This window comes from Arthrobacter sp. E70 (assembly GCF_058266945.1).
The window spans coordinates 121,331-133,049 of record NZ_JBYQFR010000005.1 but is presented as its reverse complement, the minus strand read 5'-3'; the positions used below and the strand labels follow the sequence as shown (position 1 = coordinate 133,049).

13 protein-coding genes are annotated in these 11,719 nt (G+C 67.6%); 6 read left to right on the top strand and 7 right to left on the bottom strand.

Translation table 11 applies throughout. From position 1 onward, the window contains the following. Nucleotides 1-54: 54 nt before the first annotated feature. Both mshD and AC3IMC_RS07900 read right to left on the bottom strand, forming a co-directional pair. Nucleotides 55-1,026: a mycothiol synthase gene (gene mshD / locus AC3IMC_RS07905; protein ID WP_490917832.1), complete on the bottom strand. Its 972-nt coding sequence runs from the start codon at nucleotides 1,024-1,026 to the stop codon at nucleotides 55-57. 33 nt (nucleotides 1,027-1,059) lie between these two features. After that, complete coding sequence (locus tag AC3IMC_RS07900; protein WP_018769102.1) at nucleotides 1,060-1,758, bottom strand: winged helix-turn-helix transcriptional regulator; 699 nt, start codon at nucleotides 1,756-1,758, stop codon at nucleotides 1,060-1,062. A 339-nt stretch (nucleotides 1,759-2,097) separates the two neighbouring features. Here AC3IMC_RS07900 and AC3IMC_RS07895 point away from each other — a divergent pair, with 339 nt between their 5' ends. From AC3IMC_RS07895 to AC3IMC_RS07870, 6 genes are all read left to right on the top strand, one after another. Continuing rightward, complete coding sequence (locus AC3IMC_RS07895) at nucleotides 2,098-2,865, top strand: permease (RefSeq protein ID WP_490917830.1); 768 nt, start codon at nucleotides 2,098-2,100, stop codon at nucleotides 2,863-2,865. Nucleotides 2,866-3,040: 175 nt separating this feature from the next. After that, nucleotides 3,041-3,649 carry a nitrobindin family protein gene (locus AC3IMC_RS07890; RefSeq protein WP_221386440.1) on the top strand — a complete coding sequence of 203 codons (609 nt, stop codon included), beginning with the start codon at nucleotides 3,041-3,043 and terminating at the stop codon, nucleotides 3,647-3,649. An 18-nt stretch (nucleotides 3,650-3,667) separates the two neighbouring features. Further along, on the top strand, nucleotides 3,668-4,390 hold the full coding sequence (locus AC3IMC_RS07885; protein WP_490917828.1) for a flavodoxin family protein: 723 nt from the start codon (nucleotides 3,668-3,670) through the stop codon (nucleotides 4,388-4,390). Between the two features lie 22 nt (nucleotides 4,391-4,412). Continuing rightward, complete coding sequence (gene ygfZ, locus AC3IMC_RS07880; protein ID WP_490917826.1) at nucleotides 4,413-5,495, top strand: CAF17-like 4Fe-4S cluster assembly/insertion protein YgfZ; 1,083 nt, start codon at nucleotides 4,413-4,415, stop codon at nucleotides 5,493-5,495. Further along, nucleotides 5,495-5,914: an ankyrin repeat domain-containing protein gene (locus AC3IMC_RS07875; protein WP_490917824.1), complete on the top strand. Its 420-nt coding sequence runs from the start codon at nucleotides 5,495-5,497 to the stop codon at nucleotides 5,912-5,914. Before ygfZ ends, AC3IMC_RS07875 begins: the two co-directional genes overlap by 1 nt. 49 nt (nucleotides 5,915-5,963) lie before the next feature. After that, a complete protein-coding gene (locus tag AC3IMC_RS07870; RefSeq protein ID WP_490917822.1) occupies nucleotides 5,964-7,487 on the top strand; it encodes a DHA2 family efflux MFS transporter permease subunit in 1,524 nt (507 codons plus the stop codon). Here the strand turns inward: AC3IMC_RS07870 and AC3IMC_RS07865 are convergent. From AC3IMC_RS07865 to AC3IMC_RS07845, 5 genes are all read right to left on the bottom strand, one after another. Then, nucleotides 7,449-8,165: a GNAT family N-acetyltransferase gene (locus AC3IMC_RS07865; protein WP_490917820.1), complete on the bottom strand. Its 717-nt coding sequence runs from the start codon at nucleotides 8,163-8,165 to the stop codon at nucleotides 7,449-7,451. The two genes, AC3IMC_RS07870 and AC3IMC_RS07865, sit on opposite strands and share 39 nt — an antisense overlap. Before the next feature lie 27 nt (nucleotides 8,166-8,192). Next, on the bottom strand, nucleotides 8,193-9,218 hold the full coding sequence (locus AC3IMC_RS07860) for an ATP-dependent 6-phosphofructokinase (protein ID WP_490917818.1): 1,026 nt from the start codon (nucleotides 9,216-9,218) through the stop codon (nucleotides 8,193-8,195). A 256-nt stretch (nucleotides 9,219-9,474) separates the two neighbouring features. After that, entirely contained in the window at nucleotides 9,475-9,729 is a 255-nt protein-coding gene (locus AC3IMC_RS07855; RefSeq protein WP_490917816.1) for a PspC domain-containing protein, read from the bottom strand. Between the two features lie 3 nt (nucleotides 9,730-9,732). Further along, entirely contained in the window at nucleotides 9,733-9,990 is a 258-nt protein-coding gene (locus AC3IMC_RS07850) for a hypothetical protein (RefSeq protein WP_490917814.1), read from the bottom strand. Between the two features lies 1 nt (nucleotide 9,991). Further along, nucleotides 9,992-11,665 carry a PspC domain-containing protein gene (locus tag AC3IMC_RS07845; protein WP_490917812.1) on the bottom strand — a complete coding sequence of 558 codons (1,674 nt, stop codon included), beginning with the start codon at nucleotides 11,663-11,665 and terminating at the stop codon, nucleotides 9,992-9,994. Between the last annotated feature and the right edge of the window lie 54 nt (nucleotides 11,666-11,719).

Here is an 11,719-nt window from a genome sequence, read left to right as displayed (position 1 = left end):
CGCAGGCCCCCGGCCCCGTCTTTCACCCGCAATGTGTTCCTGCCAACCGGCGCCTCAGCCTGCAGCCACCGGGCCGTACATGACGTCCATGTCCCAGCGGCTGAAACCAAGCCGGCGGTACAGCGAGACGGCGGCATCGTTGTCCGCGTCGACATAGAGCATGACTGCCGACAGGCCGGAATCGCGGAGGTGCCTGATGCCTGCAATGGTCAGTGCCCTGCCCAGCCCCAGGCCCTGGGCCTCCGGCGCCACGCCCACCACATAGACCTCGCCGATCGCCGGGTGTGCTCCATGCCGGGGGTGGACCTTCGTCCAGTGGTAGCCCAGCAACCGGCCGTCACGGTCCTCGGCCAGGAAGAAGCCGGCGGGGTCGAACCAGTCCTCCGCCATCCGTGCTTCAAGGTCGGCCCGGGTCAGGCTGCCCTGCTCCGGGTGGTGGGCGAACGCGGCCTTGTTGGCTGCCAGCCAGGCCTCTTCGTCCCGGCCCGGCACGAAGGTGCGGATGGAGACCCCGTCCGGGAGGCCGGCGTCGGGCAGGTCCGTGTCCGCCGTGGTCATCCGCATCTTCCACAGTTCGCGCACGGGCGCGTAGCCGTACCGTGCGGCAAGGTCGGCGGCCGCTTCATGGTTGCCGTGGGACCAGGCTTTCAGTCCGTCAAAGCCGCGGACTTCCTTGAGCGCACCCACCAGGCGGTCCGCGACGCCCTGGTTGCGGTAGGCAGGGTGGACGGCGATCTCCAGGATGCCATTGCCGTCCGGCTCTTCCACCACGACGGCGAACCCGGCCAGGTCTTCGCCGGTCGCCGGATCCGAGTCCTCGTCCGGGGCGTACAGGGCCAGGGTCAGCAGCGTGTGCCCGGCGGAGTTACCGGCGCGCATGGTCACAAGCGTCTGCTCAGAGATGGACGGGTTGCCGTCTGATTCCTCGGCTGCGGCGAGCAGGTCGCGGCAGTCCTTCAGGAGCTGCGGGTCGACTCCGCCCCGGACAACCTGGACGGGCCACTTTTGCGGGTGCGCTGGAGTCATGAGGCAAGGCTATACGCCGGCGGCGGATCCGGCTCAGGCCTCGGTGAGCTCATCTTCCTGCTGCCGGACCAGGGTGAGGCGGTACCCCACGTTCCTGACGGTGCTGATCAGGTTTTCGTGGTCGGCGCCAAGCTTGGCGCGCAGGCGCCGGACGTGGACGTCCACCGTGCGGGTGCCGCCGTAATAGTCGTAGCCCCACACCTCGGTGAGCAGCTGCTGGCGGGTGAACACCCTGCCCGGGTGCTGGGCCAGGTACTTAAGGAGTTCAAACTCCTTGAAGGTCAGGTTCAGGGGTGCCCCGTTGACGCGGGCGGTGTAGCTTGCCTCGTCGATAATTACGCCGGCGGCGCGGATCTCGCTGGGAGCGTCCTCCTGTTCAGGCACTGCCCGGGCGACCGAGAGCCGGATGCGGGCCTCCACCTCGGCGGGACCAGCCGAATCGAGGACGATGTCATCCACCGCCCAGGCCGAGGAAACGGCCGCCATGCCGCCTTCGGTCAGGATCAGCACCAGGGGAGCGCTGAGGCCGGTGGCCTTCAGGAGCTGTGTGAGGGAGCGCGCCCCTACCAGGTCCTTGCGTGCGTCCAGCAGGACGATGTCGCAGGGGTCGGTTTCCAGGAGGGCGGTGGGTTCGGCGGGGAGGATATGGACCCGATGGTTCAGCAGTTCCAAGGCAGGCAGGATGTCTACCGAAGAACCGGTGCTGTTGGTCAGTAACAGGATGTGCGACATTGTTCCTCCAAGGGCCGTCCGCGCATCATTGGGCGACTGAACCGGATTCTCACCGGCCGGTACTGGCTTCCTGCGGGAGGTTTCCTGACCGTCAGCACGCCGCCGGCCAGCCACCTCAGCAGGGAGCTTAGCTGAACCTTGAGTATACCGGCAGTGCGTTCCGGACCACAGATCCACGCCCGGCAGGAGCCCGTTTTGCGACATATGCGGTTCATATAAGGCAGGATTGGACCAGGGCGGACCAGCCCTGCCGTGAGGGGGCCGACCGCCCTTCGGGCCGAGGCCAGGATGGGAAATCAGCGCAGTGAGTGCACAGACGAAGCACAGGCCGGTCCCCGCATGAGCGCGGATCTGCAGGCTCCGGTGCGTTCGCTCGGCTCATGGGCGATCGGCATCGTCGGGATCGCCGGCCTCATCGCCATCATCGCCGCCGTCTACGCACCACCGCAGGTCCTCACCGTGGTGGGCGTCGTGATCGCCGCCGCAGTGGGCATCGGCTGGCCGCACTTCCTGAGGATTCCGGCGAAGAAGACCCTGGCTGCCGTCATCGCCCTGCCCGGCGCCGGCGCCGCCGTGGCCGCAGCCGCCGCCCCGGCCCCGGGCTACCTCGATTGGACCCCGGCTTTCGTGGCCTTGGGAATGATGGCCGTGTTCGTGGTGCAGCTGATCCGCGGGACGGGCCAGGCGCAGCGCCTGGAATCCACGCTCGGATGCTGCGTGGGCGTGCTGCTGTCCTGCCTCGGAGCCGGCTGGATTGCCAGCGCCCGCTTTAACGGGGTCCGCGAGATGCTGCTGGTGGCGGCCATCAGCGCGGCAGTGGCCCTGCTCACCGGGCTCATCCGGTGGCCGGACAGCATCGTTGCGCCGCTGGGCATTGTGCTTGCCGGACTCGCGGGGCCGCTCGCGGGGCTGGTCCTGTCGGACATTGCCGTCCTGCCGGCCGCCGTCTTCGGCGTCGTCGTCGGCGCGGTCCTGGCCAGCTTCCGCAGGCTCGCCACCCTGCGCGGCGCGCCCTTGAATATCCTTGCCGCGCTGAGCATGGGCCTGGCGCCCGTCTCGGCGGTGGGGTCCCTTGCCTACTTCATAGACAAACTACTCATCTACTAACGGTTAGGATGGCATCATGTCCGTACTTGCTTTTGAAATCTTCTTCCTTGTCCTGCTCGGCATCGCGAGCCTGTCCATGGCCTGGTTCGCCGGTTTCGTGGTCTACCGACTCTTCAAGGGCCAGAAGTAGACAACCCGCTTCCGGAGCGCCCGGCAGTATCTCGAGGTAATACCAATGCCCATTGAGATTCCCACAGATCTGACGCCCGAACTCGTGCCCCTTTCCTGGCTCATTGGTGAGTGGGAGGGCCGCGGCCGGCTTGGCAGCGGCGACGAGGACTCAGAGCACTTCGAACAGCATGTCTCCTTCACGCACAACGGGCTGCCTTACCTGCAGTACCGCGCCGAGAGCTGGCTGACGGACGACGAAGGCACCCGCCTGCGGCCGCTCACCGTCGAGACGGGCTTCTGGGCTTTGGAGCGCAAACAACTGGATGCCGACGGCGGCCCCGGCCTGGTGCCCGCAGACATCGTCCCGGTATTGAAGAGCGCTGACGAGGTGGAAGCCCTCCGCAACAAGGATGGCGGGTTCGATATCTCCGTATCCATCGCGCACCCGGGCGGGATTAGTGAGCTGTACTACGGCCAGATCAAGGGCCCGCAGATCCAGCTGACCACCGACATGGTCATGCGAGGCAGCCATTCCAAGGACTACAGCGCCGCCACCCGGATTTTCGGGCTGGTGGACGGGAACCTTTTGTGGCGCTGGGACGTCGCAACAGGAGGAGAAACCGGGAAGGGGCTCGAGGCCCACGCCTCCGCCTTCCTGAAGAAGGTTTCCTGACCCCAAGGGAGCGGCGCCATGGAAGATGCAGGGACACCCAGGAACTACAGCGACCTCAAGGCCGTGTTCTTCAACGGCACCCTGAAGAAGTCGCCCCAGACATCCAACACGGACGGCCTGATCAGGATCAGCCGCCGCATCATGGAAAAACAGGGCGTCGCCACCCGGGTGATCCGCACTGTCGACCATGACATTGCCGCCGGGGTGTACCCGGACATGACGCAGTACGGCTGGGCCACTGATGAGTGGCCGGAGCTTTATCCGGCGGTGCAGGAAGCCGACATCGTGGTGGTGGCAGGTCCCATCTGGCTCGGGGACAACTCCTCCCAGACCAAGAAACTTATCGAACGCCTCTACGCCCACTCCGGCGAACTGAATGGCAAAGGCCAATGGGCGTTCTACCCGAAGGTCGGCGGCTGCCTGATCACGGGCAACGAGGACGGCATCAAGCACTGCTCCATGAACATCCTTTACAGCCTGCAACACATCGGCTTCAGCATCCCGCCGCAGGCTGACGCCGGGTGGATCGGGCCCGTGGGTCCGGGGCCCAGTTACCTGGACGAAGGGTCCGGCGGTCCGGAAAGCGACTTCACCAACCGGAACACCACCTTCATGACCTGGAACCTGCTGCACCTGGCCAGGATCCTCAAGGACGCCGGCGGCTACCCCGCCTACGGAAACCTTCCCCAGGAGTGGTCGGCCGGCACCCGTTTCGATTTCGAAAACCCGGAATACCGCTGACCCCCGTAGACTTCTACTTCATATGACTACCCCCAGCCCTCTCTTGTCGCGTCCCGGTGCCGTCGAGGCCGCAGGCCCGGACGCCGGCGTCGCCGCCCACTACGGTGAGCCGCTGCGCGAGCAGCGCGCACTCGCCGCCGGAACTGCCGTCGTCGACCTCTCCCATCGGGGCGTGGTCACCGTCGCCGGGCCGGACCGGCTGAGCTGGCTGAACACCCTGTCTTCGCAGCAGGTCGCCGCGCTGAAGCCGGGCGAGTCCAGTGAACTGCTGCTGCTGAGCGTGCAGGGGCGCATCGATTTTGACGCCCGTGTTATTGACGACGGCGGGACCACCTGGCTGATCGTCGAGGCCGCCGAGGCTGCGCCGCTGGCCGAGTACCTGAACCGGATGAAGTTCATGCTGCGGGTGGAAATCGCCGACGTCTCCGCGGACTGGGCCGTGGTGGGCAGCACCCGGGCTGTTCCTGACTGGTCTGCCTACCTTGCCTGGCAGGACCCGTGGCCGCACGTGGGAGCCGGCGGATACTCCTATGCCACCGTCCCCGAGGAGTCCCACCCGGGACTGGAACGGCCGTGGTTCGAATACCTGATCCCGGCGGACAAGCTGGAGGACGCCGTCGCCGGACGCGCGCTGGCTGGGGTGCTCGCGGCCGAGGCGCTGCGCATTGCCGCCTGGCGGCCACGGATCGGGGCCGAAACCGATGACAAGACCATCCCCCACGAACTGGACCTGCTCCGGACCGCCGTGCACCTGGCCAAGGGCTGCTACAAGGGCCAGGAAACCATTGCCCGGGTGCACAACCTGGGCCACCCGCCGCGTCGCCTCGTCTTCCTCCAGCTGGACGGATCCCAGCACACGCTGCCGCAGCCGGGCAGCCCCGTGATGGTGGGGCAGCGAAAGGTGGGGACGGTGACGTCCGTGGCCCAGCATTACGAGATGGGACCCGTGGCATTGGCGGTTGTAAAGCGTTCGGTGGCCCCGGATGAAATACTGACGGTCCTGGACGGGGACGAGCCTTACCCTGCCGCCCAGGAACTTATCGTTGCCCCGGACGCCGGCCAGGTAGTGGGGCGCCAGACCGGATTCCTGAAGGGGCCACGCTAATGACAGAAGACACCGGTACCGCAGCCACGGGCGTCCCGGGACAGCACGACGACGACGCCGTCGCCCTGGCGCACACGCTTTTCCAGGCGGCCCGCGAAGGCAATGACGGGTTGCTGGGCGCCTACCTCGACGCCGGGGCTCCCGCCACCCTGACCAATGCCGCGGGTGATTCGCTGCTCATGCTCGCCGCCTACCACGGCCAGGCCGGCACGGTCCAGCTGCTCCTGCAGCACGGCGCCGACGCCAACACCGCCAACGACCGGGGCCAGACTCCGCTCGCCGGGGCGGCATTCAAGGGGTACGCAGACGTGGCCCGGGTCCTGCTGGACGCCGGCGCCGATCCTGATGCCGGCGCGCCCTCGGCCCGTGCCGCAGCGCAGATGTTCGCCCGCACGGAGATCCTGGACCTGCTGGGCTAACCTTCCCTGGCCCAGCCGGGCACCTCCCACACCACTGAAGGATGACTAAGTGGAAAACGTAGCAAAGCCCTGGCCTGCCCTGTGGTCCCTGGTGATCGGGTTCTTCATGATCCTGATCGACACCACCATCGTCTCCGTGGCAAACCCCCGCATCATGGAGGGCCTGGACGCCGACATCAACTCCGTGATCTGGGTAACCAGCGCGTATCTGCTGGCCTATGCCGTCCCGCTGCTCATCACCGGGCGGCTGGGCGACAGGTTCGGGCCGAAACGCCTGTACCTCGCCGGCCTGGTGGTCTTCACACTGGCCTCCCTCTGGTGTGGCCTGTCCGGCAATGTGGCGGTCCTGATCGCCGCACGCGTGCTGCAGGGGCTGGGCGCCGCCATCATGACCCCGCAGACCATGGCCGTGATCACCCGGATCTTCCCGCCGGACCGGCGCGGGCCCGCCATGGCGGTCTGGGGCGCCACAGCCGGCATTGCCACCCTCGTCGGGCCCATCCTGGGCGGCGTCCTGGTAGACGGCCTGGGCTGGGAGTGGATCTTCTTCATCAACGTGCCCATCGGCGTCGTGGGCTTCATCCTGGCGCTGCGCAACGTGCCGGCCCTGGCCACCCACCCGCACCGCTTCGACATCCCCGGCGTCCTGCTGAGCGCCGCCGGCCTGTTCCTGCTCGTGTTCGGGATCCAGGAGGGCGAGACGTACAACTGGGGCACCATCGCGGGGCCCATCACGGTGTGGGGCCTGATCATCGCCGGCATCGCGGTCCTGGCGGTCTTCGTGGTGTGGCAGCGCTACAACAAGGGTGAGCCGCTCCTGCCCTTGGGGCTCTTCCGGGACCGGAACTTCTCGCTGGCCAACATCGGCATCACCACTGTGGGTTTCACGGTCACCGCCTTCAGCCTGCCGCTGATCTTTTACTACCAGCTGGTCCGCGGCCTCACCCCCACCCAGTCCGCGCTGATGATGGTGCCCATGGCCCTGATCTCCGGCGGACTGGCACCGGTGGTCGGCAAGCTCGTGGACCGGGTCAACCCGAAGTACATCACCGCCACCGGACTGGTGCTCATGGCCGTGGCCCTGCTCTGGAACTCGGTGCTCATGCACCCGGAGACCCCCATCCTGCTGTTCCTGCTGCCCAGCGCCGTCCTCGGCTTCGCCAACGCCGGCATTTGGGCCCCGCTGAGCACCACGGCCACCAGGAACCTGCCGCCACGCCAGGCGGGTGCGGGCTCGGGCGTCTACAACACCACCCGCCAGATCGGCGCCGTACTGGGCAGCGCAGCAATCGCCGTGCTGATCCAGTCCCGCCTTGCGGCTGAGCTGCCCGGCGGCGGGCACGGCGGATCTGCGGGCGAGGGGATGGCGATGGGCGGCACCCTTCCGGAATTCCTGCAGGGCGGGTTCTCGACGGCGATGGGACAGTCCATCCTGCTGCCCGCCGGAGTGATCCTGGTGGGAGCTGCGGTGGCCCTGTTCTTCGCCAAACCGCAGCCCATCCATGGCTGGACCACCCCCGGTCAGGGCTCGTCGTCAGCGAAGGTGGACGCTGGTCTGGATTCCGCCGGCTGACAGGCCCAGCTTCCGGGCCAGCGCGAGGCAGCCGGTGTTGCTGACATCGGCGCGCCACTGCAGTGTGAGCCCCGCCGCCAAGGCTTCGTGGGCGGCGATCGAGGCTGCGAGGGAGCCCAGGCCGCGCCGCCGCCACTCAGGATCCACCAGGACGCCCATGTTGGCCAGCAGGCCCTCCCACTCCCCGTACGCCCCGCAGGCCAGGGGCACCCGCCGGCCTTCCACCTCATGGACGATCGTGTACCGGTTCTCCAGATCGGACAAGCCCACTTCGTTGACGTCATCGGGCGGGCAGCGCCCCTCCAGTTCGATCGCCTCCGGGTTGCCGTGCGAAACGGTGAGCTCTTCTGAGGGCTGCTGCAGCGGCAGGTCGTCGGCGAAGAACAGTGCGGCGGCCCCAAGCCCGTGGCCGCCGCGGGACCTGGTCAAGGTCAGCAGCGTCACATGCTGGGCCATCTGTTCGTCGGGAATGTCCGCCGCAGCGTCGATGACCTCCTGCGGGCCCACGAGCGCCGACGTTCCGAAGAGCCGGACGAACTCGACAGTCCGCACGGATTCGTCCGCGCGGACAATACGCTCCCCGGAGGCCAGCGCCGGAGCGAACACGTCGTCGTCAAAGCCCAGCCGGCGCGCCCACGCCAGCTGGATGATGGCAGCGGAACCGGGATCGAGTGTCATGGTCCCAGCCTAGGGCGGGCAGGCTCCTTAGCCGAACAGCACCGCGGCTTCGTCATACCGCTTTTGCGGGACCGTCTTGAGCTGGCCCAGGGCCTCCTGGAAGGCCACGTGTTCGATGTCCGTGCCCTTCAGCGCCACCACGGTGCCCCAATAGCCTTCCACCACGGAATCGATGGCGGCCATGCCCAGGCGGGTGGCCAGGACACGGTCGAAGGCCGACGGGACGCCGCCGCGCTGGATGTGGCCCAGGATCGTGGCCCGGGTTTCGATGCCGGTGCGGGCCTCCAGTTCCGGGGCGAGCTGGTCGGCGATGCCGCCCAAACGCGGGCGGCCGAAGGTGTCCAGGCCGCGCTCGGAGTGCGGGCTTTCCATGTGTTCGGGGACGAAGCCTTCGGCGACGACCACCAGGGGCGCACGGCCGCGGTGGTGGGCTTCCTTCACCCATTCGGTGATCTGCTCGATGCTGACCTTCTGCTCGGGGATCAGGATGGCGTGCGCGCCGGCGGCCATGCCGGCGTGCAGCGCGATCCACCCCACGTGCCGGCCCATGACTTCGGCGATCATGCAGCGGTGGTGCGACTCGCCGGTGGTCCGGAGCCGGTCGATTGCCTCGGTGGCGATCTGCACGGCGGTGTCGAAGCCAAAGGTGTAGTCGGTGGCGTCGAGGTCGTTGTCCACGGTCTTGGGAACGCCGACGATCTTCAGCCCGGCGTCGGTCAGGCGCTTGGCGGCGGCGAGGGTTCCCTCACCGCCGATGGCGATGATGGCATCGATGCCCAGCCGGTCCATGTGCGCTTTGATGGCCTCGGGTCCGCCGCCGTTTTCGAACGGGTTGGTGCGGGAGGTGCCCAGGATGGTGCCGCCCTGCTTGGCGATGCCGCGGACCATGGTGCGGGGGATGTCGATGATGTCGCCCTCCACCACGCCGCGCCAGCCGTCGAGGAATCCGACGAATTCGTGGCCGTGGATGGCAATGCCCTTGAGTACTGCGCCGCGGATGACAGCGTTCAGCCCGGGGCAGTCGCCACCGCTGGTGAGGATTCCAATTTTCATGTTTTGCTCAAATCCTGGAGAGAAGGTTTACAGGCAGAGCGCCACGCTGAGCTCACCTAGAAGTGTAGTGCGGGGTGTGGGGTACGACACAAACTGGTTACATTCCCGGTGCCGCGCATCACGACCCGACAGGTGTTCGGCGGGACCAAAAGGCGCTGGACAAAAAGGCGCTGGACCAAAAGGCGCGGGACAGGAAAAGGCCCCGCCCGTGTGAACTGGTCAACGGAGCGGGGCTGGGATCCCGGGGGCAGGCTTTTCAGCTGTTGAGGGACCGGCGGTCCAGGAACGTCTGCAGCGGGATTTCGTTGCGCTGGTCCGGAAGGACCACCCAGGCCAGGAGGTAGAAAACGAAGGCCGGTCCGGGAAGCAGGGCGAAGAGCAGGAAGGCGATACGGACAAACGCGACGTCCACGTTGAGTTTCGCGGCGATGCCGCCGCAGACTCCGCCGAGCCACCGCTCCGGGCCGCGCTTCAGGCCCAAGCCCCTGACGATGCTGAAGAACTTATCCATGGTTCAAGACTTCCCTGTAGTTGGTTCATTGTCACGTTTGCGGGCTGAGAGCAGTCCGCCGGCCACCAGCGCTACGCCGGCGCCGATCATGAGGCCGATCAGCACGTAGGTGCCGTTGAGCGAAATGACGCCCAGCTGCGCCACGATGATCAGTGCCGCCAGCGCCAGCACGATCAGTCCCCACACGACGGTTCCCACGCGGGCCGGTGCCGGTGCTGACGGGTCCTGGCCCGCCGTCGTCGGAATGTTGCTGTTGTCCATGTCACTTACCTTCCTGGATGGTGACGTTGCTAAAGGTTCCGTCGATCTGCACCACCAGGTGGCTGCCTGGCTGGCCGGTGTTGTAGCTGCTTTCGCGGGTGGTGGTGCCGCCGCGCTGGCCGCTTGCTTCATTCAGGTTCCCCATGGTCATGTCCGCCTTGATGTCTACGGGGACGTTCTCCGGGATCACTACCGTCACGCTGCTGGCGGTGATGTCCAAGGGAACCACGACGTCGGAGGTCAGCGGGGCGCCGGGGGAGACGCCCGTGAGGTCGACAGTCCCGCGCCCTGCGGTGATGTCGATGCCGCTGCGGGCCTCCTCGACGCTTGTGGGGCTCCAGTCCACTTGGGTGAACCGCATCCGGCCGTCATCCACCACGTTGGACACACCGCCGGAGACCAGTGCGATGACGGCGAAGAGGCTCAGGACACCCGAGGTCCTGCCGCGCAGGCCGGAGACCAGAATGCCCACACCCAGGACGGCTGCCGCGCTGGCCCACACGATGGCGTTGCCGGACCCACCGAGGTCGATGATGTTGGCCGCGTCCAAGGCCTTGAGTCCGCCGCCCACCAGCAGCGCAGCACCGGCAGCGATGGCGACGGCGGGCGCACCCGGACCTGCCGGGCGCGGCCTGTGGGGCTGGGGCGGGACCCACGGCGCCGGGCTGCTGGCGAAGGGAGCGCCACCGCCCGGGCCGCCGGGGGTGCCTCCGCCCGGCACTCCTGTACCGGGTACTCCTGCGCCGGGGATTCCGGCATCCGGGCCCACCGCGGACGAACCCGCGCCGTACCCGCTGCCGCCAGGTGCCGCGCCCGCGCCTCCCGAATAACTGCTCCCGTAGGACGGGGCGGCAGGGAAGGCCGCTTCGGGCTTGGAGTCGGTTCCCGCGAAGAAGGCGGTAGGCTCCGCTCCCGTGCGTTCGGTGCCCGGCCGTTCGGTGCGCGCACTGCGGGCCGGGACCGTTCCGCCGGGGGTCGTGGCCGTGCTGTGGCCGGCCATGGCCGGGTGGGCCGGGCCCTTGTTGCGCTGCGAGAGGTAGTAGACCAGGAAGATGGCGCCGGCCACCCAGAAGAGGGTCCACAGGAATCCGCCGAAGCCGTTCCGGTTCCAGCCCCAGAATCCGCCGCCGAGGCCGGTGAACCCCAGGACTGTGGCGATCAGGGAGCCGGTCATGCCGCTGGACCAGCGGCCGGCCCCGGCCTCCTGGACATGGATCCTGCCGTCCGGTTCGGGGAGGAAGGCCCATGCCAGGCCATAGAGCAGTACGCCGATGCCGGCAAGGATCGTGAGCACCACGAAAACGCCGCGAATGATGATCGGGTCCACGCCCAGACGGTGGGCAATGCCACTGGACACGCCACCAATCCACCGGTCATTGCCGCGGTAGATGCCGTGCCCGCGGATCCAGCCGTAGAAATCGGTCGGGGCGGCTGTGGCAGGAGGAACGGGCCTGTACGGGTAGTCCTGGCCTGGCTGTCCGGTGCCTGGCTGTCCGGCGCTTGCCTGTTCGGTGCCCGGCTGCCCGATGCCTGGGTACCCGGGGCCTTCCGGACGGCTTCCGGAAGAAGATGCAGCAGAAGACGGCAGCGGCTCCGTGGGCTGCTGGTTGTCCGGGCCGGGCAGGGGCCCGGTGGGCGTTCCGTCGTCGTTGGGGGAGGGGGTCTGCGAGTTCATACTTCGATCCTTCCTTTCCCCTCGTCTGCGCTCTACTGGGGGAAACCCTGAACA

Bases quoted from the DNA above. Each gene is read 5' to 3' on its own strand.
- mshD (WP_490917832.1), bottom strand. From the start codon at position 1,026: ATGACTCCAGCGCACCCGCAAAAGTGGCCCGTCCAGGTTGTCCGGGGC.
- AC3IMC_RS07900 (WP_018769102.1), bottom strand. From the start codon at position 1,758: ATGTCGCACATCCTGTTACTGACCAACAGCACCGGTTCTTCGGTAGAC.
- AC3IMC_RS07895 (WP_490917830.1), top strand. From the start codon at position 2,098: ATGAGCGCGGATCTGCAGGCTCCGGTGCGTTCGCTCGGCTCATGGGCG.
- AC3IMC_RS07890 (WP_221386440.1), top strand. From the start codon at position 3,041: ATGCCCATTGAGATTCCCACAGATCTGACGCCCGAACTCGTGCCCCTT.
- AC3IMC_RS07885 (WP_490917828.1), top strand. From the start codon at position 3,668: ATGGAAGATGCAGGGACACCCAGGAACTACAGCGACCTCAAGGCCGTG.
- ygfZ (WP_490917826.1), top strand. From the start codon at position 4,413: ATGACTACCCCCAGCCCTCTCTTGTCGCGTCCCGGTGCCGTCGAGGCC.
- AC3IMC_RS07875 (WP_490917824.1), top strand. From the start codon at position 5,495: ATGACAGAAGACACCGGTACCGCAGCCACGGGCGTCCCGGGACAGCAC.
- AC3IMC_RS07865 (WP_490917820.1), bottom strand. From the start codon at position 8,165: ATGACACTCGATCCCGGTTCCGCTGCCATCATCCAGCTGGCGTGGGCG.
- AC3IMC_RS07860 (WP_490917818.1), bottom strand. From the start codon at position 9,218: ATGAAAATTGGAATCCTCACCAGCGGTGGCGACTGCCCCGGGCTGAAC.
- AC3IMC_RS07855 (WP_490917816.1), bottom strand. From the start codon at position 9,729: ATGGATAAGTTCTTCAGCATCGTCAGGGGCTTGGGCCTGAAGCGCGGC.
- AC3IMC_RS07850 (WP_490917814.1), bottom strand. From the start codon at position 9,990: ATGGACAACAGCAACATTCCGACGACGGCGGGCCAGGACCCGTCAGCA.
- AC3IMC_RS07845 (WP_490917812.1), bottom strand. From the start codon at position 11,665: ATGAACTCGCAGACCCCCTCCCCCAACGACGACGGAACGCCCACCGGG.